A 20,917-nucleotide genomic window follows, 5' to 3' on the forward strand; every position below is an offset into this window, starting at 1 on the left:
ACACTTTCGCTCACTCCATCTGCAAGGTTTTTTACCGATTTTCCGTGTTTTCTTTGCAGATGAATTCGACAATAGTGCCTCTAAACCCTTGTGAGATAAGGATTTTTTGATTATTCAGCAAGCCCTATATAAGTTTTTTTACACGATGAAAATACTAAATTAACATACAATTTACGTTCTGTTAATCAATTTTGGGGCTTGGGACCACATATGCCATAAAAAAACACATGCACCATTTCCTCGATGAGTTTGTCCTGATCTTCACCGTATTGCATCGATTCGAGCATGCGCGCGGCTGAATCGTTAAGCATGTTCAAATACAAAATGACCGTTTCGACCGATATGCCGTCCGAAATTTCCCCGTTTGCCTTTGCTTTGCCGACCAGTTCCGCCATGAGCGGCAAACCTTGCTCCTCGTATTTCCGGCGGACGATCTCCCGGATTTCCGGATCCTCCTGCATCAATTCCGCGAGGACGGAAGGATGGAAGGTGTGGGAGTTTTGTTTCTTTTGCAAAATGATGTATTCGATCTTTTCCTTCAACGTGGAGTTCCCGCGGACGACGGATTCGAATTCATCTATGGCGCCTTGGGCGTAATCCCGGAATACTTCCCGGATCAGGGCTTCCTTGCTGCCGAAATAATTATAGATCGTCACCTGGGAAACGCCGGCTTCCCCGGCGATGTCCGCGATGCGGATTTGCTTGGGGCTGCAGGAGGCGAGCATCTTTAATGTCGTCTCTTTAATGCGGTTTTTAATCTGCTGTGCTCTTCGTTCAAAGCCGTTCACGTTTGTATCAGCTCCATTTTCCGGCTTTCGCCGCATAATAATGAAATTATAACACAAAAATATTTCATAACTCTATTGACGGGGATATCATTCCGGCGTATGATCTGGTTGTGAAATATTCTGGATATAATATTTCATAATTTCATTCCCGAGCGGGAGGCGCTGGCTATGCTTACGGTGTCACATGTAACGAAGGTATTTCCAGGGGGGAAAGGGATATTCGATATTTCCTTCACCGTGGAAAAAGGGGAAGTGTTCGGCTTTCTTGGTCCGAACGGGGCGGGCAAATCGACGACGATCCGCCACATCATGGGTTTTATGAAACCGGCACAGGGAACCGTGCGGATACGGGATTTTGATACGTGGAAAGATCAAGGAAAATTTCAAAGGCTGGTCGGATATTTGCCCGGAGAAATTGCCTTTATGGAGGGCATGACGGGGAAAACCTTTCTGGATTTCATGTCGAGGCTGCGGGGCGGGGTGGATCCGAAGCGCAGGGCCGAGCTCGTGGAGCGGCTGCAGTTCGATGACCGCACGCCGATCCGGAAGATGTCCAAGGGCATGAAGCAGAAGGTAGGCATCGTGGCCGCTTTTATGCATGAACCCGAGGTGATCGTATTGGACGAACCGACCTCAGGCCTGGATCCGCTGATGCAAAGGGTGTTCATCGAGCTTGTTCTGGAGGAAAAGGCCAAAGGGACGACGTTTTTGATGTCCTCGCACAGCTTTCCGGAAATCGAGCGGACTTGCGACCGGGCGGCCATTATCAAGGACGGGAAGCTTATCGCCGTAAAAAACATCCATGAACTCCAGGCCGAGCAGCGGAAGCTGTTCGAGGTCTCCTTCGAGGATGCCGGGGACCGGGATGCGTTCCTTGCCAGCGGCCTGAAAATCGAATCCTGCAAAGATAACCGGGTGCGCGTCGCGGTACAGGGGGATTATAACCGGTTCGTCCAGGAAACGGCGAAATACCGGATCCGCAGCATCGACGTGGCTTCGCAAAACCTGGAGGACATTTTTATGGATTATTACGACCGGAAGGGGGGCAACTGACATGAATGCGGCGCTGTATGGGCAAATGCTCAAAAATCATCTGCGGACGATGACGAGTTACGCGTTTGGTTCGGCTTTTTATATTTTGCTCATGTTTTGGGTTTACCCGAGCATGGCCACGCAAACGGAAAACCTCAATACGCTCATCGCGGCGATGCCGGAGGGAGTAAGCAAGGCGTTCAGCCTCGAAAACGGGTTCGGCAGCGTCGAGTCGTTTATTTCCGGCGAATATTACGGGCTGCTGTTCGTGCTGATCTTGTCCATTTTCAGCATCACGACTTCCACCCAACTGATGGCCCGTCTCGTCGATCAAGGCTCGATGGCCTACTTGCTGGCCGCGCCCACGACCCGGATCAAGGTGGCTCATACGCAGGCCGTGGTCCTGCTGACGGGATTATTCATCATTTCGCTCGTTACGACGCTTGCCGGATACGGCGGGTATGCCTTGTTTATCGGGGATGTCGGCGAGCTCGACTCCGGAAGGTTTTTGCTGCTGAATCTGGGCGCGTTCCTGCTGTTTTTTGCGGTTTGCGGCATCAGCTTTTTGGTGTCCGCGGTTGCGAATGACGAAAAAAGGGCGCGTGGCATCTCCGGGTTCATCGTATTCGGGTTTTTCAGCTTGAATTTGGCGGGCAAAATCAGCGACAAGCTTTCCTGGATGCAGCATGTTTCCTTGTTTTCTTTATTTGACACCGCGGATATCGTCAATGGAACGGTTCATTGGACGCCGGTCGTCCTCATTTTGCTGGCGGTCGGCTTCGCCGGTTTTGCGGCCGGGATCGTTTGGTTCAGAAAAAGAAATTTGCTGCTGTAATTCGAGCGGGGGATGAAGCACGTGACAGGAGAAGCGGGCGGCGGCGGAGGCGTTCCATTCGGATCTTGCGCTACGGTGCGCCCGTTTTTCCGTTATCCCGAATTTTTTTTGCTATCTCTTCCATCATTAGCCTTTGGCGCGCCAAAAACCAAACAAATGTTCTTGCCTGGTTCCGGATTCAATGGTATGATCAGGAAAGGAATCAACCATTTCTTTGTAAGGAGGATATTTCGATGAATACGAAGCAGGAGAAACTGGAAGCTTTCGCCGAGCTGGTCGGGTTCGCCGAATCGCTGGAGCGTTTGAGCGAAGAGCAGTGGGCGGGGCCGATCGCGGAAGGCAAATGGTCGCCGCGCGACATCATCAGCCATATGATGCTGTGGGACCGGTACTTTCTGGAAAACGCGTTACGGCCCATGGCGGAGCATCGGCCGATGACGCTGAAGCCGCTCGATTTCAACGAGTTCAACCGCGACGCCGCGGCTTACGGGCTGACCCAGAGCAAGCAGGATTTGATCCGGCAAACCGTGGAAGCGCGCAGGCAGCTGGTCGAGGTCATCGAGGGCATTCCGGAATCCGAATTCGGCCATAGACATGAAGATAAGCTGTCGGTGGACGAATATTTGCTTGATTTTTACGAACATGACCGCCATCACATGGCTCAAATCCATACATATTTGGCGAGTTTCGCATGATGCTGTTCCGCGAAGGAGAGCTTTCGGTCAGGCCCTTGGCGGAGGAAGACGCCGCGCTGCTGGCGGCATGGCTCAGCGACCCGCGCGTGCTGGAATTTTACGAAGGCCGGGATCAGCCCCATGACCTGGATCGGGTGCAAAAGCACTTCTACGCCGAGGATAGCGGTATCGTCCGAAACATCGTGTCGTACGGGAACCGACCGATCGGGTATATCCAGTATTACGAGATCGATGGGGAAGAACGGGAACTTTACGGTTATGCCGGATCGCAGGAGAACATTTTCGGGATGGACCAGTTTATCGGCGAGCCGGACTACTGGAACCGCGGAATCGGTACGATGCTGATCCGGGCCATGGCGAAATATTTGCTTGGCGAGATGAAGGCCGACCGGATCGTCATGGACCCGCAAACCTGGAATACCCGCGCGCTTCGCGTTTACGAGAAATGCGGGTTCGTGCGGAAAAAGCTGCTGCCTCGGCATGAACGGCATGAAGGGGCGTACCGCGACTGCTGGCTAATCGAACTGGACGGCCGGAACGAAAAAACAGTTACATAGCGAGGGCTGCATCCTTGGTCTCCAATCGAGACAAACAAGGGTGCGGCCCTTTTGCCGTTTCAGGCGAACCGGCGGCAAAGAATTAGAGGGTTCGGCGGCCAAATGGCATGAAACCGGTCATGCGGAACGTAATCTAGTAGGGAAGCTTTCTTTCGGAAGGCAGAAGGAGGTTCGTTGGGTATGGATCGCACGACATGGCTGAAAAAGGCGTCTACGCTCAAGCTGACGGAGTCGCTTCATTTATGCCGGGCGGATGCCCCGGAATGGGAGCGGTACGTTCACGTTTATTATCATCAGGCGACGATCGCTTTCCGATGCCGGGAGAAGGAAAATTTCCTCTCCGGGGGCGATGAGCCTTTTTGGCTCGTCAAAGATCAGACCGTTGTCGGCGGGCTGGCCCTGTCGCCTTGGGCATTCCGGTATTTTTTTACGGTTCCGCCTTTTGAAGGGGGGGCCGAGGTGATTCGGCTGATCGCGCAAACATTGCGGCGGCAAGGCGGCAACGGGCTGCCGATTCAGGCAATGGAGGTCCCGGACGGCGACGCCGACGACTATATTCGGGCCGGCTTTCGGCCGGACCCATGCAGATTCCGGTGGATGCAGCGTCCGACGGCCGTGTTCGAAGGCGAGCATCCCGAGATGATTTGGCGCCGGGCGGAAACCGCGTGCGATTCCGGGGAAACGAGGCTGAAGCTGGAGCGCGAAGCCGGGCTGTTTTTGTTTAAGCATGCCCAGGGCGGGGAGACCGGAGAGAGAGGCGCCATGTCTTTTCCGGAGACGCTGCTTCGGCTTCGGGAATTTGCCGCCAAAAGTCCGGAAGCCGTGCTGGAAGCCTCGGGCGCAGCGTATGACCATGCAACGCATGCTTTGATCGGCGTTTGTTTGATCGGGTACTCGGAGGGCTGTCCGGTGATCGAAGCGCTGGCCGTAAGGCCGGGTTTTAGAGGCAAAGGGGTCGCGACAAATATGCTGAGGCGGGCTTTGACCGCTTTGGCGCATCGCGGGGAGCCGATGCTCCGCGCCCGCATCGCGCACGGCCATCCGCTCGAATCGTTATGCCATCGGTTGGGCTTTATGCCGGGCCCCTTGTTTTGGCCAGCGATGACGTTTGACCGGTAAAGCAGAAATAGCTTTTCTCCGGGGTGTGACAATAGATATAGTGTTTGATTTTCGAATTAAATACTATATATGGTGTCGGGTGGATTAGCCATCCCATTTTGCGCCTTAAGGAGGAAGTGGAAATGAATGATCTCATCAAGGATCCGTCCGATCGTCTCTGGCGTTCCTTTGACGATATGCTGCAAGACGGCAACCCGGATTTGCTTCAGGAAAACGCGAACGTGGACGGAAAGTCGCCCATGGGGCTGATGAGCAAATTTGCCAGCGAAAGCGCCAAAATGTACGCTGCCGAACATTTATTGTCGCCGGAGGCCAAGGAAGCGATCGAACAAAATTTGATTTACCCGCATGATCTTGATTTTTATGCCTCGGGAACGACGACCTGCTGCCAAATTCCGCTCGGCAAGCTGCTCCGGGGCGGGTTCAATACCGGCCATGGCCATATGCGCGAGCCGCAGGACATCAAAAGCGCCATGGCGCTGGCTTCGATCATTTTGCAGGCCAACCAGAACCAGCAGCACGGCGGACAAGCTTTCCCGATGTTTGACGCCGACCTTGCGCCGTACGTGCGCAAAACCTTCGAGAAAAAGCTCCGCTTGCTGCGGGAGCTGCCGCTCCAAGACGATTTCGACCGGGAGCGCGAAGCTTGGAGCATGACCGAACGGGATGTGTACCAGGCCTGCGAGGCGTTCATCCACAATGCCAATTCGATGCATTCGCGGGGCGGCGGCCAGGTTCCCTTCATATCGGTCAATTACGGGACGGACACGTCCGAATGCGGCAGAATGCTGATCAAGCAGCTGCTGCTGGCGACCCAGCGGGGTCTCGGGCACGGAGAAACGCCGATTTTTCCGATCCAGATCTTCAAGGTGAAGTCAGGAGTGAACTTTCTGCCGGGAGATCCGAACTACGACTTGTACAGGCTCGCGCTGGAAACGACCGCCCGCCGGCTGTTCCCGAACTTCGCGTTTCTCGATTCGCCGTTCAACAAAGCCTACGACCGGGGAACGAAGGAAAGCGAAGTCTGCTACATGGGCTGCCGGACGCGCGTGATGGGAAACGTGAACGGGGAGGAAACCGCCATCGGCCGCGGCAATTTGTCGTTTACGACGGTCAATCTGGTCAAACTTGCCCTTTTGTCCGCAGGTCCGGAAGAGTTTGACCGCCGGCTTGACGAAGCGATGGACGTGGCGGTACGCCAGCTTCATGAGCGCTTCCGGTACCAGGCGGGCCGGCGGGCCGGGAATTTCCGTTTTTTATATTCGCAAGGCGTATGGAGGGGCGGGGAGCACCTCCAGCCTCACGACCGGCTTGGCGACGTGCTGAAGCAGGGGACGCTGAGCGTCGGTTTCATCGGCTTGGCCGAAGCTTTGACGGCGCTTTTCGGCCGCCATCACGGACAAAGCGAAGAGGTTCAGCGGCAGGGGCTTCGGATCATCCGCCGCATGCGTGAACGGATGGACCGCGAAACGAAGGAAAGCGGCTTGAATTTTACGCTGATCGCGACTCCTGCGGAAGGTTTGTCGGGGAAATTCGTGAAAAAGGACCGGATCGCGTTCGGCGCCATACCCGGCGTTACCGACCGGGATTATTACACGAATTCGTTCCATATTCCCGTTTATTTTCCGATCAAGGCGGCGGATAAAATCCGCTTGGAAGCGCCGTATCACGAGCTCTGCAACGCGGGTCACATTACGTACGTCGAAGTGGACGGATCGGTCATTCACAACGCGGCCGCGCTGGATCGGATCGTGCGGTGCATGGCGGACAACCGGATCGGCTACGGTTCGATCAACCACCCGGTCGACCGCTGCAAAACATGCGGATTCAGCGGCATCATCGACGATCGCTGCCCGGCATGCGACGGCGCCCAGGTCGAACGGATTCGGCGGATTACCGGCTATCTGGTAGGCGACATGGACAAATGGAATTCGGCCAAACGGGCGGAGGAAGCCGACCGCCTGAAACACGGGAGATAAGGAGCGTGAGGCGAGATGGGCAAACATCCGAATGACTCCTCGGCGGCTCTTCCAAACCCGGAGGAATACGTATGGATCATGGACGTTATTCATGACAGCGTCGTGGACGGGGAGGGGCTTCGCACCGTCATTTTTTGCGCGGGCTGTCCGCACCGCTGCCCGGGCTGCCATAACCCGGAATCCTGGCGTTTGCGCAGCGGCCAACGGTGGAGCGTCGCCGAGCTCGTACGCGAAGCCGCGGGCAACCCGCTGACGGACATCACGCTGTCGGGAGGCGACCCGTTCCTGCAGGCGCGGGGGATGAGCCTGGCCGCCCGGGAGCTGCGGCGCCAAGGGAAGCATATTTGGGCGTATACCGGCTATACGCTCGAAGAGCTGCTTGCAAGCGGCGACCGCCATAAACGGGAACTTCTTGCCTGCTGCGACGTGCTGGTCGACGGACGTTTCGACCTTCGGCAGCGGGATTTGTCCGTTCCGTTCAGAGGGAGCCGAAACCAGCGGATTTGGGAACGGAGCGGCGGAGGTTGGAAAGAGATCTACCCGCTGGATCCGCCGGGCGGGACATCCTTTATTCTGGTAACGTAACTCATTGACGCCCCCGGAAGAATGTTTTAATATTCATTCTTGAAAGCACCAGGATACTTAACTTAAACATGACACGCAGCACCTGTCTTAAACTCCGATTCGTTCGCGAGTGGCGAAATTTTAACGGCGGTATGAACCCGCCGGTTTCGTTCGCCCCCTGTCTATCCATGACGGGGGGCTTTTGGTTGTTGCGGAAGGTTGCATCAAAGGGGGACTATATGCATGAACAAACTCAAATATTCGCTGCTGATATTGATCGGGGCGATCAGTTACGGGGTGCTGTCATCCATCATGAAGCTCGGCATGAAGGAGGGCTTTACGGTCAGCCAGATGCTGGGCGGGCAATACGTGTTCGGCTGGACGTTTTTGCTCATTCTCATGCTTCTGTTTTCGCGCAAAAAACTGTCGCCGAAGCAGTGGCTGACGTTGCTGGCCGTCGGCATCACCATGAGCGGCACGTCGGTGTTTTACGGTAAAGCCGTCGAACGGCTGCCTGCCTCGATCGCCGTCGTGCTTTTATTCCAATTCACCTGGATCGGCGTGCTGCTGGAAGCCGTTGCGGACCGCCGTTTTCCGAGCAAAAGCAAGATCGCTTCCATCATCGTTCTGATCGGCGGAACGCTGCTCGCCGGCGGGGTCATCGGGTCCAGCAGCGGAGCGCTCGACATGACGGGCGTGATCTTCGGACTGCTGTCGGCCTTTACGTTTGCGCTGTACATGTTCGTCAGCGGACGCGTCGAAACGAAGGTTCCCGCCTTCAATAAAAGCTTCTTTATGACGACGGGCTCCGGCGTCATCGTGTTATCGGTATTTTCGCCTTCGTTTTTGTGGGATGGGGCGCTGGTCGACGGGTTATGGAAATACGGCGTCGCGCTGGGCTTCCTCGGCATTTTGATCCCCGTCGTGTTTTTTGCGATCGGCATGCCGAAGGTCGGCTCGGGAACCGGAGCGATTCTTGGCGCCGCCGAGCTGCCCGCGGCCGTCGTGGCTTCGGTCCTTCTCGTGCATGAACACGTTAGCGGCCTGCAATGGTTCGGCATCGTGCTCATTTTTATCGGGATTGCCATTCCGCAAATCCGGTTTTCCAGGAAAAAAACGCCGCCTCTGTACGAAACCCAGAAATCCGCGGCGAATTTGTGAACCCGGCTTGCCGAGGCCCGATTAACGGCCGCCGCGGAGGGTAATGTATAAGTGTAGACATTCTTCTTTTATTTTTGGCTCCGGCTGGTTCAGCCGCGGGCCGTTTTTTTGTATAATGAGAGAAAAAAGGAGGATGTACGGTCATTCCAAAAAAAATCATCGCATTTCCAAACTAACGGAAGAAAAAAGGAGGGATCATCTAAAATAAGCATTGGAGGAAGCAAATCATGGTCATTAGGGAACTGCAGCTTCATGAATCGGGTTTGATTCGGCAAATCGACAGATCGGAAACGATCGGAAGCATTTATAAAATGAAAGACGGCGTGCTGGAGGCCCTTCCTGCCGGGCATGAATGCCCGTCCTGGGACGAGGAACAAACGCGGGAAATGATCGAACGTTTTGAGGCCGAGCTCCGCAGCGGAGGCGCGGCTTACGGCGCCTTTGACGGGGACGCCCTTGTCGGATTCGGCGTGCTTGGGCACCGGTTCCGCGGCGAACAATTGGACCGGCTGCAGGTGGATTTGATGTATGTCAGCCGCGCGTACCGCAGGCAAGGCATCGGAACGAAGCTGATGGAGGAGCTTGCCGACGAGGCGCGCAAGCGCGGGGCGTCCTATTTGTACATTTCTTCGACGGAAACCGAGTCCGCCGTTCATTTTTATATGGCCAACGGCGGCCGAATCGCCGACCAGGTGGATGAAGAACTGTTCGAACTCGAGCCCGAGGATATCCATATGCTGAAAAAGCTGTAACCGGCAGGCAAGCCGAAAAGAAACGGATGAAGGTGAAGACTTGATTGTTTATATCGGATATGCATTAGGAATACTGATTCTCGCCGGGGCCGGCTTCCTTGCCTGGAGAAATTCCAAACTTATCGCGGAGCAGAAGGAAAAGAAGGGGACCCTACCTGCCGTATCGTCCTATACGGTGTTGTTGGAGCGCCAGTCTGCGGCCGGTGAAGCGGCCAACGCGGCAACGCTGCTTGAAGCGGCCTATCGCGAAGCCGAAGGAACGGTAAAAGTCCGTTTTAGCCGGGTTCACGGCACGGTCGGCGAACTGAAGCTGGACCACGCCGTGCAAATCATGGAGCATACCTGCTCCGATCTGGCGTCCAAGGCGGAGATGATCGAGGTCAGGGCAAGCCGCGACGCCGTGATGAACGACGAGGAAGGCCGGGCCTTGGACCGGCTTGAGCAGGGACTGCGGGGTTCACTCGCGAACGCGAACCGGTAAGAAGCAACCAAAAGGGGGACCTAAAAATGCAATTCCGCCATTTTACGGACCCGTCCGCCTTCCGCGCACATGTGGAGGCGGTTCTCATGGAGCAGGAAGCGGTAAACAATCTCCCTCTTGGCGTATTGTCCAGGCTTGTCCTCGAGAAGAAGGCGGAAGGGCCGTATTTTCTTGCCTCGGTCGGCGAAGGGGACAAGCCGCTGCTCGTCATGATGAAGACGCAATCCCAACTGATCTTCGGGGTGCCTGAAGGCATGCCGGCGGGAAAGCTGGAAGCTTGCTGCGCGGCTGCCCAGAGCATCTGCACCGCCGAAAGGATGTACATATCCCAAGCATCGTAGCCGTTCGCCATGCCGCGGACGCTTTTGCGGAAGCATGGCGGCGGCAGACGGGCCTGAAACCCGTCACTTTGATGGATCAGAGGATTTATCGCTGGCGGCGGATTCGGTCGTGTACGGCTTTAAGGGGACGGGGGCAGCGGATTGACAACGGCCGAATCGGGGGCTACATATGGTAACTGCCGCTCGGTTCGTGCAGCACCCATTCCAGCATGCTGATCATATCCTCCAGCCGAAGCAGCTGCGCGTTCAGCGACGCATGCGCCGGAGACCCTTGTTCGGCGGACTCGATGCGGGACATCAGCGATTTTTTTTGCAGCGTAAGTTCATTGATTTTGGATTTGATTTGATTTTCGGTTCTCATGTCGGTACCTCCAAAGATTGTCATCTTATGTCTGATTATATCAGGTTACGGACAAGATCTGTAACGGACCGGAAAAGGAAATGAATCTCGTTTGAGGAGCGTGGGAGCATGAATATGAAACAGCTGGCCGCCGAAAAAGCGGTGGAATATGTGGAAGACGGGATGCGGATCGGGCTTGGAACGGGGTCGACGGCTTATTGGGCCATCCGTAAAATCGGGGAACGCGTCCGGGCAGGGTTGAACATACAAGCGGTGGCCACCTCCAAGGCTTCGGAAAAGCTGGCGCAGGAAGAGGGCATTCCGCTGGTTCCTTTCGACCAAATCGCAGGGCTGGATCTGACGATCGACGGCGCCGATGAGCTCGACCGGGAGCTTCATCTGATCAAAGGCGGCGGAGGCGCGCTGCTGCGGGAAAAAATCGTTGCGTACCACAGCAAGGAATTGATTATTATCGCGGACGAGAGCAAGTTCGTGGACAAGCTCGGCAGCTTTCCGCTGCCGGTCGAAATCGTTCCTTTTGCGAATGAATGGACGATGGAGGCGCTGGAAAAGCTGGGCGCAAAGCCGATGCTCCGCACCGACGGCGAGCGCCTGTTCATCACGGACAACGGCAATTACATTGCCGATTGCCGTTTTGGCGTGATCGAACATCCGGCGGAGCTGCATGCGCAGCTGCTCGCGCTGCCCGGCGTCGTGGATAACGGCCTGTTTATCGGACTCGCAGCCCGGGCCGTGATCGGGCATCAGGACGGCACCGTAACGGTGATGACGCCCGAAAAATAGCAGGCCATTGACAATCGCGCGGGTTTCCATTATCTTTATATTAAGATAGTAGTTTTGGAGGTTTCTCGTATGGCAGACAAAATGAACAATGACGAATTGTCCCTGGAATTATTTATCGTACTCGCACGCGCTTATAATTCGGTCGTAGCCCATTCCTCGCGCGATATCCAAAGCCATGGCCTGAATACCACCGAATTTGGCGTGCTTGATCTTTTGTATCACAAAGGCCCGCAGCCGTTGCAAAAGATCGGCGAGAAAGTGCTGATTTCCAGCGGAAACATTACTTATGTAGCCGATAAGCTGCAGAAAAAAAACCTGCTTGTGCGCAGAGCCTCGCCGGATGACCGCCGCGTCATTTTCGCGGATTTGACGGACGAAGGGCGCGCTTTCTTCGGGTCGATTTTCCCGAGCCACCAAGAGGTGCTCGTCCATGCGGTCGAAGGGCTTAATGAAGACGAGAAAAAGCAGGCCGTCGAGCTTTTGAAGAAGCTGGGGCATGCTGCCGAAGAGAGCTACAAAGCCGGACGCCAAAAATGATAATCCCCTTGTAGGACGTCAAAAGACGGCCCGTCGCCGCGTATCGGACAGCGGACGGCGGGCCGTTTTTCGTTGAATGGAAAGGAAAAAACGCTGGCGATCAGCGGCTTCGAACGCCTTTACAGGTTGAAGCGCTCCAAATGTTCCCAAAGCTTTTCCTCGATTAAAATTTCTTTCTGCTTCGGACCGATCAAATCAAAATGCGGAAAAGGGTTCCGGTTGTGGATGTACCGGGAGGGCAGATCATGCGCCTCGCACCATGCCCGGAGCCTTTCCAGGTCCGAGCAGCCCACTTTGGTCACGGTCGTCATGCCGGGGAAACGCGGATCGAGCCAATAATGGGTCAAAAACGCGATTTCGCCGCGGCTGACCGCCTTTTTCCACGCGTCCAGTTCCTTGCGGTTTATGCCAAAAGCCATCGTTCATCATCCCCAGCTTATCATTTGCGTCAATCCGCCGATTGGTTCATCAGCCGCTTCAGCTTGGCTTCCGTCGAGGAGCCGGCGGCAGGCGTATATACGCTGCAGCGGAGGTCGGCGCTGCCTTGCACTTGAAGCGAGGTCAGGTCAAATAGCATTTTCCCCATTTTGGCATGCCGGAATTCGATGACGACCTCGGGCGCGCTGCTGACCTGGCTGTGCTTCCATAAGGGCAAAAATTCCGGATCGACCTGCTCCATTTCCTGCAAAAACTGCTCGTACCAGGCGTCTTCCACGTATTGGCCGTAATAGGAACGGAAAATCGAAAGAAAACCCATGACAAAATGCTCCCAGTTCACCGCCAGCCGCCGGAACTCCTTCCGGGTAAACAGCAGCCGGATCATGTTCCGCTGCTCAGCGGGAATGCGCTCGAAGGCAAGGAAGACGTAAGAAGCCGCCCGGTTCCAGCCGACGATCTGGCAGTGGCGGTCGGAGATGATGGTCGGGCAGTAATGCAGCTCGTCCACCATTTTTTGCAGCGCAGGGCTGATCTTGGGCTCCTCCTGCTGCGTCGTTATGGAGCTTGAGGGGGCTTCCATGGCCAAGGCGAACAGATACTTGCGTTCGTCGGGCGTCAAGCGCAGGGCGGCGGCGATGCAGTCGAGCACCGATGATGAAACGTTGATGTCCCGGCCCTGCTCCAGCCATGTATACCAGGTGCTGCTGACGCCGGCCAATTGGGCGACTTCCTCCCTGCGCAGCCCGGGGGTGCGCCGCCTTCCGCCGGCCGGCAATCCGACCGTTTCGGGCTGGATTTTGGCGCGCTGCTCGGTCAGGAAGGCCGAAAGCGCCTTAAGGCGGGTATCGCGATTCATGGCGTTCCTCCTCTCTTGTTGCACGGCCAAGCTTTCCAAAGTACATGCATAGTATTCATTATACTAGGATAAACAACAACTTGTAATAGGATAACACCTGTGAAAAGATATTTCCATAAAGATTGCACAGGGAGGAATCAGGATATGGAAAGAGTCGTTATTACGGGAGCAGGGCTGGTCTCGCCGCTGGGCAATGACGTGCCGTCTTTTTGGAACGCGCTGCTGCAAGGAACATCCGGGATTTCCAAGGTCGATGCCTGGGATACGTCCGTTATGAAAACTTCGCTGGCGGGCGTGGTACGCGATTTTGACGCCGACGCCCGTTTCGGCAGGAAAGAAGCGCGGCGGATGGACCGCTTTTGCCAGTTTGCGCTTGCCGCCGCCGAAGATGCGATTCAGGATGCGGGCCTTAAGCTTGATCAGGTGAATAAGGAACGAATGGGCGTTTATGTCGGCTCCGGCATCGGCGGCATTTCGACTTTGATGGAGCAGGCGGAGGTTCTTCGCACGCGCGGCGTTTCCCGCGTCAGTCCGCTGCTGGTGCCGATGATGATCTCCAATATGGCGGCGGCGATGATCAGCATTCGCACGGGAGCGGAGGGGCCAACCCTGTCGCCCGTGACGGCTTGTTCGATCGGCAACACGGCCATCGGGGAAGCGTTCCGGCTGATTCGGGCGGGCGGAGCCGACGTCATTCTGGCCGGCGGAGCCGAGGCGGCGATCTCGGAAATTTCGATGGCCGGATTCGGCAACGCGACCGCGCTGTCCGGATGGGATGGCGATCCGGCCCGTGCCAGCAGGCCGTTCGACGCCGGGCGCGACGGGTTTGTCATGGCGGAAGGCGCCGGCATTTTGGTGCTGGAGAGCTTGTCCCACGCACAAAAGCGCGGCGCGCAAATTTATGCGGAAGTGACCGGCTACGGCGCGACCTCCGATGCATACCATGTGGTGGCTTCCCATCCCGAGGGGAAAGGGGCTTATCTGGCGATGAAGCTTGCGCTTCAGGAGGCCGGCGTCGAGCCGGCCAACGTCGACGTCATCAGCGCGCATGCAACGAGCACGCAGGTCGGCGACCGGTCCGAGGTGGCGGCCATCAAGCGGCTGTTCGGGGAAGAGGCTTACCGGATCCCGGTAACCGCCAACAAATCGATGATCGGCCATATGTTCGGGGCCGCCGGCGGCGTGGAAGCGATCGCGCTGGTGCAAATGATCCGGGACGGCCGCATCCCGCCGACGATCAATCAGGAAACGGCCGATCCGGAATGCGATTTGGATTTCGTGCCGAACGAAGCCCGGAGGAAGGACGTGCGCATCGGCATATCCAATTCCTTCGGTTTTGGCGGCCATAATGCCGTCATCGTGCTCGAGAAATTCGCGCCCTAAACCGAAAGGCAGGCGCCGTTTCTACGGAGCAGCCCTTGCAGGATGTTAGGTGACCGGATTTTCACATGCAAAGGATGACGAGGTTGCCGCGATAATTTGTCCTCTTTTAACATGATGTGAACAAAAAGCCGGGTAGAGCGGGCGGTCCCCTTTTCTACCCGGCTTTTTCGCGCCGAAAATCATCGCATAACGGAAGCTTAGGCGGCGGCTTGGCGGCGATGGAGGCGGGCAAGCAGCAAAGACAGACACAAGGCGGTTACGAGGAAACCCGCGATCATGTCCACCACGCCGTGCCAGCCGTACGCGCCCCAGAACGTGCCGCCAAGCGTCCCCCCGACGCTCGAACCTGCGTAATAAAAAAACAAATAAAGCGAAGAGGCCTGCGCTTTTTCGCGTTTGGCCCGGATACCGATCCAGGAGCTGGCGATCGAATGCGAACCGAAAAATCCGAAGGTGAACATGATGATGCCCGCGATTTTTATGACCAGCAGCGGACTAAGCGTCAGCAGCGCTCCGCAAAGAAAAACGGCCAGCCCTATCCATAACATGAGCGGCCTGCCGTGCGCGTCGGCCATTTTTCCCATCCAGGTGGAGCTGAAGGTCCCCGCGATATAAACGACAAAAATAAATCCGACCAGCGTCTGGCTGAGGGAATAAGGCGGAGCGATCAGTTGGTAACCGATATAATTGTATAGCGAAACGAAGCTTCCCATAAGCAAAAAGCCAAGCGCGTATAGAATGAGGAGGCCGGGATCTTTGAACTGGCTTCCAAGCGAACGAAGCAGCGATTTGAAGCGCAGCGGGCGGGCTTCGAAATGGCGCGACGGCGGAAGCAGAAACAGGAAAACCAGGCTGAATGTCAACCCGAGCAACCCGATGGCGGCGATGGCGATGCGCCAATTCCACAGATCCGTCAATGCGCCGGTAATGACGCGGCCGCCCATGCCGCCGATGGAGTTGCCGCTAATGTACAGTCCCATGACGGCCCCGAGGCTGCCAGGGGCGATCTCTTCGCCCAGATAGGCCATGGCGATGGCGGGAAGGCCGGCCAACACGGCTCCGAGTACGATGCGGAAGACGAGCAGCGTATGAAAATTGGGCGCGAATGCCGTGGCAAGCGTCAGAACGGACGCGGCAATCATGGCGACCGTCATTACCGGCTTGCGGCCCCAAGATTCGCTGAGGGAGCCGACGACGATCATGCTGAACGCCAGCACCAGCGTCGTCAGCGACAGCGACAGGCTGGCCGTCACCGGGGAAATGCCGAATTCCCTGGAGAACTCGGGCATCAACGGCTGGGTATAATAGAGGATGGCGAACGTGTTAAAACCTCCCGCGAAGAGGGCCAAACTCGTTTTGCGGAATGCGGACGTGCCATGCTGGATATAACTCATGATGCAAAGCCTCTTTCCATGAAAAAAGTTGAAAACGAATCAATTGTTTTCTTAACCCAGTGTACGCCTGTTTGCAAGCTGTTTTCAATATCGGTCCAGCATCGCATTCATGCCTGAAGCTTATCGTTTTCGGGAACCGGGAGAATTTTCAGCATGTTAAAGTTGAAATTTTTGCCGCGGCGGGTTAAAGTAACTCAATGAATTGAAAGATGAAGTGGATGATGTGGAGGTTTTGAACATGCTGTTGAACATTAAATCATACATACGCAAACCGCAGGTGGCCGAGCTGTTTTCCTACGCGGTGTTTCCGGATGACCGGTCGGTCGAGGAGGCCGTCCAAGCCTATGAAAGCAACGACGCCTGGCAGCTGTACGGCTATGAAGACGGCGAACTGCTCGTCGGGATGATCGGATACGAAAAGTCGGGGAATGACCTCGTGATTCGCCATATTTCCGTCATTCCCGAAAATCGGGGCCTGGGGTATGGCCGAGGGATGATTTTGGAGGCCATGACGAAGGAAAAGCCGGAGCGGGTGATCGCCGAAACGGATGAGGAGGCCGTCGATTTTTACCGGAACATCGGCTTTATCGTGCACAGCCTGGGCGAGCAGTATCCCGGTACGGAGCGCTTCCGCTGCGTATTCGAGGTCGAGGATGAGCCCGGAGAAGAATAATTTGGTTCGGATGGTGTAACATAGCCGGTTCCTCTTGGGGAGCCGGTTTTTGTATTTCATGCAGGGAATCGGAAGAAGCACATTTTTTTCGGAAACATGCAACCAATCCGCTCCGGGACGCATCATTAATGGCAAGGGGGGAGGAACACGGACTGGATATCATAGCGGGTTTAAAACGGAAGGATGAAGAAGCGCTCGTGCTGCTGATGCAGCAGTACGGCGACGATTTGCTGCGTACCGCCTGCTTGCTGCTCCGGGATCGGCAGGAAGCGGAGGAAGCGGTGCAGGACAGCTTTATCGCGGCCTTTGAACGGATCGGGCAGCTGCGCGACGATACGAAGCTCAAAAGCTGGCTGCTTCGCATCGTCGTCAACCGCTGCCGCATGAAGCAGCGAACCTGGAGTTTCAGGCATCTGTTTCCGTCCGCCTACGTGGACGGGCGGCTGGCGAAAGAAGAGGAGCCGGGGCCCGAAGAAAGGCTTGTGCAGCGGTGGAGGAGCGGCAGGCTCACGAAAGCGGTGCACCGTCTAAGCTATAAATACCGCGAGGTCATTACGCTTTATTATTTTCAGGAGATGGGCGTTGCCGAAATCGCCGATCACCTGCAGGTGAGCAAGAACACGGTCAAAGCGAGGCTTGCCCGAGGGCGCGCCTATTTAAAACAAACGTTGGAGAAGGAGGGGGAGACCGATTGGACTTGAACCGACCGGACGTAAAACGGGAGCTGGACCGGGAGCTTGCAGGCCTTCGCTTCGGCAACCGGCAAAACGTGCTCGAAAGAACGCATCCGAATTCGCTGCCCGGACGGTTAAGAGCATGGTGGAACAAGGAGCTTGAACTGCCGGTCGTCCCGATTGGCGCAGCGCTGCTGCTTTTATTGACAGCCGCCTTTTTGTATCGCGCGGCACTTTATCCGAAAGGCCCCTTGCCGGGAAGCGAAACCGCCTTCAAGCGGGAACTGGTCGAAGAGGCCGGCAGCGTATATTGGAAGGACGATCTCGAAAGGAGGCTTGCCCTGCTTGAAAATCCGGGTCAAAATTAAACATTTGGCGTATGGGGCAGGCCTGCTGCTGGCCGTCATCCTTGCCGTCGCCGTCATGGCGAAGCCGCCTCAAAACATGGCCGGGGCCGGTCAAACCGGCGCGGAAGCGAAGGAGCAGGTGCTTCGTAAAATCGCGGCGGCCGGCGCGGAAGAAAAGCTGAAGCTCATTGAGGAATACATGCTGAAAGACGACAGCGCCGATTTAAGCCGGGCATACGACATGTACATCGAGTCGACCGGCATGATGTACGGCGGAGGCGTGGTGGACGTCGCCAAAAAGCCCGTTTTTTCCTTGGACGAAAAGCTCCCCTACTTGGAACAGTATGCTGCGGAGGGTAAACCGGGGCCGGAGCTCGCCGCCGCGGCCAAGCTGCTGTCTTATCATTACCAGGGAGAAGGGCAGCAGGAAAAAGCGGCGAAAGTTTTGGCCGAAGCCCGTAAAAGGCTGCATTCCTCGACCGCCGTGTACGCAAGCAACGAACTTCTGCTCATGCAGGCGCAGCTCGCCGCCGGGCAAAAACAATATGATACGCTGCTGAAGTTGTGCGCGGAAATAATCGACAGGAACGCAGCAAACGATGATATCCTTGTGCGCATGTCCGAGCTGCTCGCGCAGTATGCGATCGAAAAAGGGGAGGTTCCCCAAACGCTGGAGCTGCTCCGGTCGGATTTGGAACAAAAAAGCAGCCGCATGACAAGCGGGCAGGCCGTCCAAATCCAAAAAGAGGAGCTTCGGGGCATCACGGACCGTTTAAAAAAGATCGCTTCGGGCCGTCCGGCCGGCTTAACCGACGTGTCGGGCACGATCGCGAAAGCAAATGGGGAGCCTTTGGCTTACGCGGGCGTATTTTTGCGGAGAGACGATGATTTGAACCACAGCATGGCGGGTTTTGAACCCTACCAGACGATCACCAACGAAAAGGGAGAGTACGCTTTTAAAGGGGTGGTTCCCGGCCGTTACAAACTCTATCTTGGGGTGAACGCAAGCCAGTTGAACGGCTGGACGTGGCCGGAACAACGCGATGGAGGCTGGATCGACCTGAACGGGCAGCAGGCGGCGGTGGAGAACGTTACGTTTCAGCCGCTGCTCGAACTCCGGGAACCCGTGAACAATGCCATCGTAAAGGACAGCAGCATTGCCTTTGCCTGGGAGCCGGTTCAGGGAGCGGCGTATTATAACCTCAGCGTCGGAATAAAGCTGAAGTCGGGTTCGACGAGCCGTGTCGTCCGCCGGGGAATATCGGTGCCCGAAGTCCGGATCCAGGCGGATGATCTTTATTATGAATATACGGGGATCAGCGGATTTTCCGAAGGCAGCGGCCAGCTGACGATTGATCCGTTGTCCCTGCTCGGATATGCCAATACGGACAACCAGATGACCTGGGACGTCGCGGCTTACGATGCGGGAGGCCGGATGCTGACCCGCAGCGGCGGATACCGTTTGGACGAACGCTTGACGGACCGTCTGCCGTTTTTTTATTTGAAAGCGCGGGAGATGACGGAGGCCGACAGAACGCTTCTCAGCGGGGACTTGAAAAAGGCGGAAGCGATGTATCGGGCGGATTACCGCAAAGATCCCGACGATGCCCATAGCTTGCATATGATTATCAGGCTGCTGCAGGGAACCATGATGCTGGAGGGGAAAGGGGCGGGGGAGGCGGAAGAGAGCCTGCTGGCGGAGCAAACCCGGCTTTTGCGGCAGCTGGTGAAACTGCATCCCGCCGCCTGGTACTACGACATGTTGGCCCAGCAAGCGTTCGATCGGGCCGATTGGGACGAATATCGCCGGTACGACGAACTTGCGGCGGCGCTGGATACGTCGGAGGATACCGGCTATAGGGACGGAACGCGAGCCATCGCTTTCATGAGACAGCAAAAATGGGATGAGGCAGCGGCTTCTTTTCAAAAATCGCTCGAAAACGATCCGTCGCACCGGTTCATCGGCGCGTACATCGCCTTAACGATTGCCCGCGGCAGCCCGCTGGAGACAGCGGCGGCTTTGGCGGAAAAGTACCCTGACCGGATGTCCTATTCCGGTCCGATCCATTGGGATGAGCTGCTCCTTGCGATGAAACGGGAAGCGGCGGGACAAGACGGATATTTCCAGACGCTGCGGCAACGGGCCGGCCTGTACGTTCGCGGCGGGGAAGCGGGAGGGGAGCGCTCAAGTTCCTCCTCCCCCGCCATGAACCGGTTTTTCGAGCAGCTGAAGCAAGTCAAATAAACCTGGCGTTTGGGCCTGCGCCGATTTTCGCGAGATCTTCTCCCTGTCCCCGGATATTGTCCCTTTCAACGCCCCTTCCCGGCACATACAATGATGAAGTACGAGGAAACGGGAAGGAGGCGAAGGTTGTGGCGATTTCATACACGGCGATCGGCGACTCGCTGACGGTCGGTTTCGGCGCGATGCCCGGAAACGGCTTTGCGCCGGTATACCGGAGATTGGCGCAGCAGAAAATCGGGGAACCGGTGGTCTATGAAAATTGGGGAATCAACGGGCTGACCTCCTCGGAATTGTACGACAACGTGAGGCGCAACCCGAGGCTGCGCAGCTCGTTAAAGGACGCGCAAATCATCACGGTGTCGATCGGAGGCAACGATTTGATCCGGGCGGCGAAAAGCGCGCCTTCCCATCAGGCGGCCTCGCATTTCAACAAGGCGTTGTCGCAGTGCGAGTCCAATTTTTCCGGCATCATGCAGTCGATCTACCAGCTGAAATCCGGCAGCAGAACGCCGTACATCGTTCGGGCGGTCGGTCTCTATAACCCCTACCCCCAGGTGGGGGCAGCCACGCAATGGGTTCAGCAATTTAACGGCTACCTCAACGGTTATTGGGGAAGCGGGTATGCCGCGGCCAACATATTTTCTTCCTTTTACGGACGGGAAAGGGAGCTTTTGTCTTTCGACCATTTTCATCCGAACGGAAGAGGCTACAAAGTGATTGCCGAACATTTGCACCTGCTTGGGTACCATCCGCTGGGCTGATGCTTGGGTCCAATGAAAAACAGACCTTTCCGAGGTCTCAGAGTGTCGAGAAAGTCCAACGGACTTTTCGACACTCTATTTTTTATATGGGGAATCATATCTTTTAAAATAAAAATCGATTTAAAGCGCTCTGAGAACCCTACTTCAGTGACCGACGAGGC

The 20,917-nt window shown here is 56.2% G+C and carries 25 protein-coding genes; 20 read left to right on the top strand and 5 right to left on the bottom strand.

The genetic code is table 11. The features are described from left to right. Window positions 1-185: 185 nt before the first annotated feature. Window positions 186-788, bottom strand: a complete 603-nt coding sequence (locus KI367_RS25350; RefSeq protein ID WP_212952838.1) for a TetR/AcrR family transcriptional regulator — start codon at window positions 786-788, stop codon at window positions 186-188. Between the two features lie 168 nt (window positions 789-956). Here KI367_RS25350 and KI367_RS25355 point away from each other — a divergent pair, with 168 nt between their 5' ends. The 12 genes from KI367_RS25355 to KI367_RS25410 all read left to right on the top strand — a co-directional run bounded on the left by KI367_RS25355 (window position 957) and on the right by KI367_RS25410 (window position 10,304). Continuing rightward, window positions 957-1,841 carry an ABC transporter ATP-binding protein gene (locus tag KI367_RS25355; protein WP_212952841.1) on the top strand — a complete coding sequence of 295 codons (885 nt, stop codon included), beginning with the start codon at window positions 957-959 and terminating at the stop codon, window positions 1,839-1,841. Window position 1,842: 1 nt separating this feature from the next. Next, on the top strand, window positions 1,843-2,655 hold the full coding sequence (locus KI367_RS25360; RefSeq protein ID WP_212952845.1) for an efflux permease Rv1217c-related protein: 813 nt from the start codon (window positions 1,843-1,845) through the stop codon (window positions 2,653-2,655). A 21-nt stretch (window positions 2,656-2,676) separates the two neighbouring features. Then, entirely contained in the window at window positions 2,677-2,892 is a 216-nt protein-coding gene (locus KI367_RS25365; protein ID WP_212952847.1) for a hypothetical protein, read from the top strand. After that, on the top strand, window positions 2,889-3,350 hold the full coding sequence (locus tag KI367_RS25370; RefSeq protein ID WP_212952850.1) for a DinB family protein: 462 nt from the start codon (window positions 2,889-2,891) through the stop codon (window positions 3,348-3,350). The genes KI367_RS25365 and KI367_RS25370 overlap by 4 nt, the downstream gene beginning before the upstream one ends. Continuing rightward, window positions 3,347-3,907, top strand: a complete 561-nt coding sequence (locus tag KI367_RS25375; protein ID WP_246537292.1) for a GNAT family N-acetyltransferase — start codon at window positions 3,347-3,349, stop codon at window positions 3,905-3,907. The genes KI367_RS25370 and KI367_RS25375 overlap by 4 nt, the downstream gene beginning before the upstream one ends. A gap of 180 nt (window positions 3,908-4,087) precedes the next feature. Then, the gene (locus tag KI367_RS25380) at window positions 4,088-5,026 is read left to right on the top strand and encodes a GNAT family N-acetyltransferase (RefSeq protein ID WP_212952852.1); all 939 of its coding nucleotides are present in this window, start codon (window positions 4,088-4,090) and stop codon (window positions 5,024-5,026) included. A 116-nt stretch (window positions 5,027-5,142) separates the two neighbouring features. Continuing rightward, the gene (locus KI367_RS25385) at window positions 5,143-7,005 is read left to right on the top strand and encodes an anaerobic ribonucleoside triphosphate reductase (RefSeq protein WP_212952853.1); all 1,863 of its coding nucleotides are present in this window, start codon (window positions 5,143-5,145) and stop codon (window positions 7,003-7,005) included. Window positions 7,006-7,020: 15 nt separating this feature from the next. Beyond that, window positions 7,021-7,590 (top strand): anaerobic ribonucleoside-triphosphate reductase activating protein, encoded by a 570-nt coding sequence (gene nrdG, locus KI367_RS25390; protein WP_246537296.1) that lies wholly within the window; start codon window positions 7,021-7,023, stop codon window positions 7,588-7,590. A 222-nt stretch (window positions 7,591-7,812) separates the two neighbouring features. Further along, window positions 7,813-8,730, top strand: a complete 918-nt coding sequence (locus KI367_RS25395; RefSeq protein WP_212952856.1) for an EamA family transporter — start codon at window positions 7,813-7,815, stop codon at window positions 8,728-8,730. Between the two features lie 227 nt (window positions 8,731-8,957). Next, a complete protein-coding gene (locus KI367_RS25400) occupies window positions 8,958-9,482 on the top strand; it encodes a GNAT family N-acetyltransferase (protein ID WP_306433262.1) in 525 nt (174 codons plus the stop codon). A gap of 40 nt (window positions 9,483-9,522) precedes the next feature. Beyond that, on the top strand, window positions 9,523-9,963 hold the full coding sequence (locus KI367_RS25405; protein ID WP_212952859.1) for a hypothetical protein: 441 nt from the start codon (window positions 9,523-9,525) through the stop codon (window positions 9,961-9,963). A 26-nt stretch (window positions 9,964-9,989) separates the two neighbouring features. Further along, window positions 9,990-10,304 (top strand): hypothetical protein, encoded by a 315-nt coding sequence (locus KI367_RS25410; RefSeq protein WP_036711747.1) that lies wholly within the window; start codon window positions 9,990-9,992, stop codon window positions 10,302-10,304. Between the two features lie 163 nt (window positions 10,305-10,467). Here KI367_RS25410 and KI367_RS25415 read toward each other — a convergent pair whose 3' ends face one another. Beyond that, window positions 10,468-10,665 carry a hypothetical protein gene (locus KI367_RS25415; RefSeq protein WP_036711750.1) on the bottom strand — a complete coding sequence of 66 codons (198 nt, stop codon included), beginning with the start codon at window positions 10,663-10,665 and terminating at the stop codon, window positions 10,468-10,470. A 108-nt stretch (window positions 10,666-10,773) separates the two neighbouring features. Here KI367_RS25415 and rpiA point away from each other — a divergent pair, with 108 nt between their 5' ends. Both rpiA and KI367_RS25425 read left to right on the top strand, forming a co-directional pair. After that, the gene (rpiA, locus tag KI367_RS25420; protein WP_212952863.1) at window positions 10,774-11,448 is read left to right on the top strand and encodes a ribose-5-phosphate isomerase RpiA; all 675 of its coding nucleotides are present in this window, start codon (window positions 10,774-10,776) and stop codon (window positions 11,446-11,448) included. Between the two features lie 69 nt (window positions 11,449-11,517). After that, on the top strand, window positions 11,518-11,985 hold the full coding sequence (locus KI367_RS25425) for a MarR family winged helix-turn-helix transcriptional regulator (protein ID WP_212952866.1): 468 nt from the start codon (window positions 11,518-11,520) through the stop codon (window positions 11,983-11,985). A 119-nt stretch (window positions 11,986-12,104) separates the two neighbouring features. On the opposite strand, the gene KI367_RS25430 is transcribed toward KI367_RS25425, so the two are convergent. Together KI367_RS25430 and KI367_RS25435 are read right to left on the bottom strand one after the other, a co-directional pair. Then, entirely contained in the window at window positions 12,105-12,404 is a 300-nt protein-coding gene (locus KI367_RS25430) for a hypothetical protein (RefSeq protein WP_036711753.1), read from the bottom strand. 29 nt (window positions 12,405-12,433) lie between these two features. Further along, a complete protein-coding gene (locus KI367_RS25435; RefSeq protein ID WP_036711756.1) occupies window positions 12,434-13,279 on the bottom strand; it encodes a helix-turn-helix transcriptional regulator in 846 nt (281 codons plus the stop codon). 144 nt (window positions 13,280-13,423) lie between these two features. Here KI367_RS25435 and fabF point away from each other — a divergent pair, with 144 nt between their 5' ends. Next, window positions 13,424-14,662: a beta-ketoacyl-ACP synthase II gene (gene fabF, locus KI367_RS25440; RefSeq protein WP_212952870.1), complete on the top strand. Its 1,239-nt coding sequence runs from the start codon at window positions 13,424-13,426 to the stop codon at window positions 14,660-14,662. 197 nt (window positions 14,663-14,859) lie between these two features. On the opposite strand, the gene KI367_RS25445 is transcribed toward fabF, so the two are convergent. Then, window positions 14,860-16,056 carry an MFS transporter gene (locus KI367_RS25445; RefSeq protein ID WP_212952873.1) on the bottom strand — a complete coding sequence of 399 codons (1,197 nt, stop codon included), beginning with the start codon at window positions 16,054-16,056 and terminating at the stop codon, window positions 14,860-14,862. A gap of 238 nt (window positions 16,057-16,294) precedes the next feature. Between KI367_RS25445 and KI367_RS25450 the strand changes: the two genes are divergently transcribed. From KI367_RS25450 to KI367_RS25470, 5 genes are all read left to right on the top strand, one after another. Further along, entirely contained in the window at window positions 16,295-16,729 is a 435-nt protein-coding gene (locus KI367_RS25450; protein ID WP_212952875.1) for a GNAT family N-acetyltransferase, read from the top strand. A gap of 128 nt (window positions 16,730-16,857) precedes the next feature. Continuing rightward, window positions 16,858-17,430: an RNA polymerase sigma factor gene (locus KI367_RS25455; protein WP_212952879.1), complete on the top strand. Its 573-nt coding sequence runs from the start codon at window positions 16,858-16,860 to the stop codon at window positions 17,428-17,430. Continuing rightward, window positions 17,421-17,771, top strand: a complete 351-nt coding sequence (locus KI367_RS25460) for a hypothetical protein (RefSeq protein ID WP_212952881.1) — start codon at window positions 17,421-17,423, stop codon at window positions 17,769-17,771. The genes KI367_RS25455 and KI367_RS25460 overlap by 10 nt, the downstream gene beginning before the upstream one ends. Beyond that, window positions 17,749-19,995, top strand: a complete 2,247-nt coding sequence (locus KI367_RS25465; protein ID WP_212952884.1) for a carboxypeptidase-like regulatory domain-containing protein — start codon at window positions 17,749-17,751, stop codon at window positions 19,993-19,995. The genes KI367_RS25460 and KI367_RS25465 overlap by 23 nt, the downstream gene beginning before the upstream one ends. 128 nt (window positions 19,996-20,123) lie before the next feature. Further along, window positions 20,124-20,756, top strand: coding sequence for an SGNH/GDSL hydrolase family protein (locus KI367_RS25470; protein WP_212952887.1), 633 nt, complete (start codon window positions 20,124-20,126; stop codon window positions 20,754-20,756). Window positions 20,757-20,917 lie beyond the last annotated feature (161 nt).

This window comes from Paenibacillus cookii (assembly GCF_018333375.1).
Lineage (GTDB): Bacteria > Bacillota > Bacilli > Paenibacillales > Paenibacillaceae > Paenibacillus_AQ > Paenibacillus_AQ cookii.

Coding starts and splice junctions, on each gene's coding strand:
- KI367_RS25355 (WP_212952841.1), top strand. CDS start 957: ATGCTTACGGTGTCACATGTAACGAAGGTATTTCCAGGGGGGAAAGGG.
- KI367_RS25360 (WP_212952845.1), top strand. CDS start 1,843: ATGAATGCGGCGCTGTATGGGCAAATGCTCAAAAATCATCTGCGGACG.
- KI367_RS25370 (WP_212952850.1), top strand. CDS start 2,889: ATGAATACGAAGCAGGAGAAACTGGAAGCTTTCGCCGAGCTGGTCGGG.
- KI367_RS25375 (WP_246537292.1), top strand. CDS start 3,347: ATGATGCTGTTCCGCGAAGGAGAGCTTTCGGTCAGGCCCTTGGCGGAG.
- KI367_RS25380 (WP_212952852.1), top strand. CDS start 4,088: ATGGATCGCACGACATGGCTGAAAAAGGCGTCTACGCTCAAGCTGACG.
- nrdG (WP_246537296.1), top strand. CDS start 7,021: ATGGGCAAACATCCGAATGACTCCTCGGCGGCTCTTCCAAACCCGGAG.
- KI367_RS25395 (WP_212952856.1), top strand. CDS start 7,813: ATGAACAAACTCAAATATTCGCTGCTGATATTGATCGGGGCGATCAGT.
- KI367_RS25400 (WP_306433262.1), top strand. CDS start 8,958: ATGGTCATTAGGGAACTGCAGCTTCATGAATCGGGTTTGATTCGGCAA.
- KI367_RS25410 (WP_036711747.1), top strand. CDS start 9,990: ATGCAATTCCGCCATTTTACGGACCCGTCCGCCTTCCGCGCACATGTG.
- KI367_RS25415 (WP_036711750.1), bottom strand. CDS start 10,665: ATGAGAACCGAAAATCAAATCAAATCCAAAATCAATGAACTTACGCTG.
- rpiA (WP_212952863.1), top strand. CDS start 10,774: ATGAATATGAAACAGCTGGCCGCCGAAAAAGCGGTGGAATATGTGGAA.
- KI367_RS25425 (WP_212952866.1), top strand. CDS start 11,518: ATGGCAGACAAAATGAACAATGACGAATTGTCCCTGGAATTATTTATC.
- KI367_RS25430 (WP_036711753.1), bottom strand. CDS start 12,404: ATGGCTTTTGGCATAAACCGCAAGGAACTGGACGCGTGGAAAAAGGCG.
- KI367_RS25435 (WP_036711756.1), bottom strand. CDS start 13,279: ATGAATCGCGATACCCGCCTTAAGGCGCTTTCGGCCTTCCTGACCGAG.
- fabF (WP_212952870.1), top strand. CDS start 13,424: ATGGAAAGAGTCGTTATTACGGGAGCAGGGCTGGTCTCGCCGCTGGGC.
- KI367_RS25445 (WP_212952873.1), bottom strand. CDS start 16,056: ATGAGTTATATCCAGCATGGCACGTCCGCATTCCGCAAAACGAGTTTG.
- KI367_RS25450 (WP_212952875.1), top strand. CDS start 16,295: ATGCTGTTGAACATTAAATCATACATACGCAAACCGCAGGTGGCCGAG.
- KI367_RS25455 (WP_212952879.1), top strand. CDS start 16,858: ATGGCAAGGGGGGAGGAACACGGACTGGATATCATAGCGGGTTTAAAA.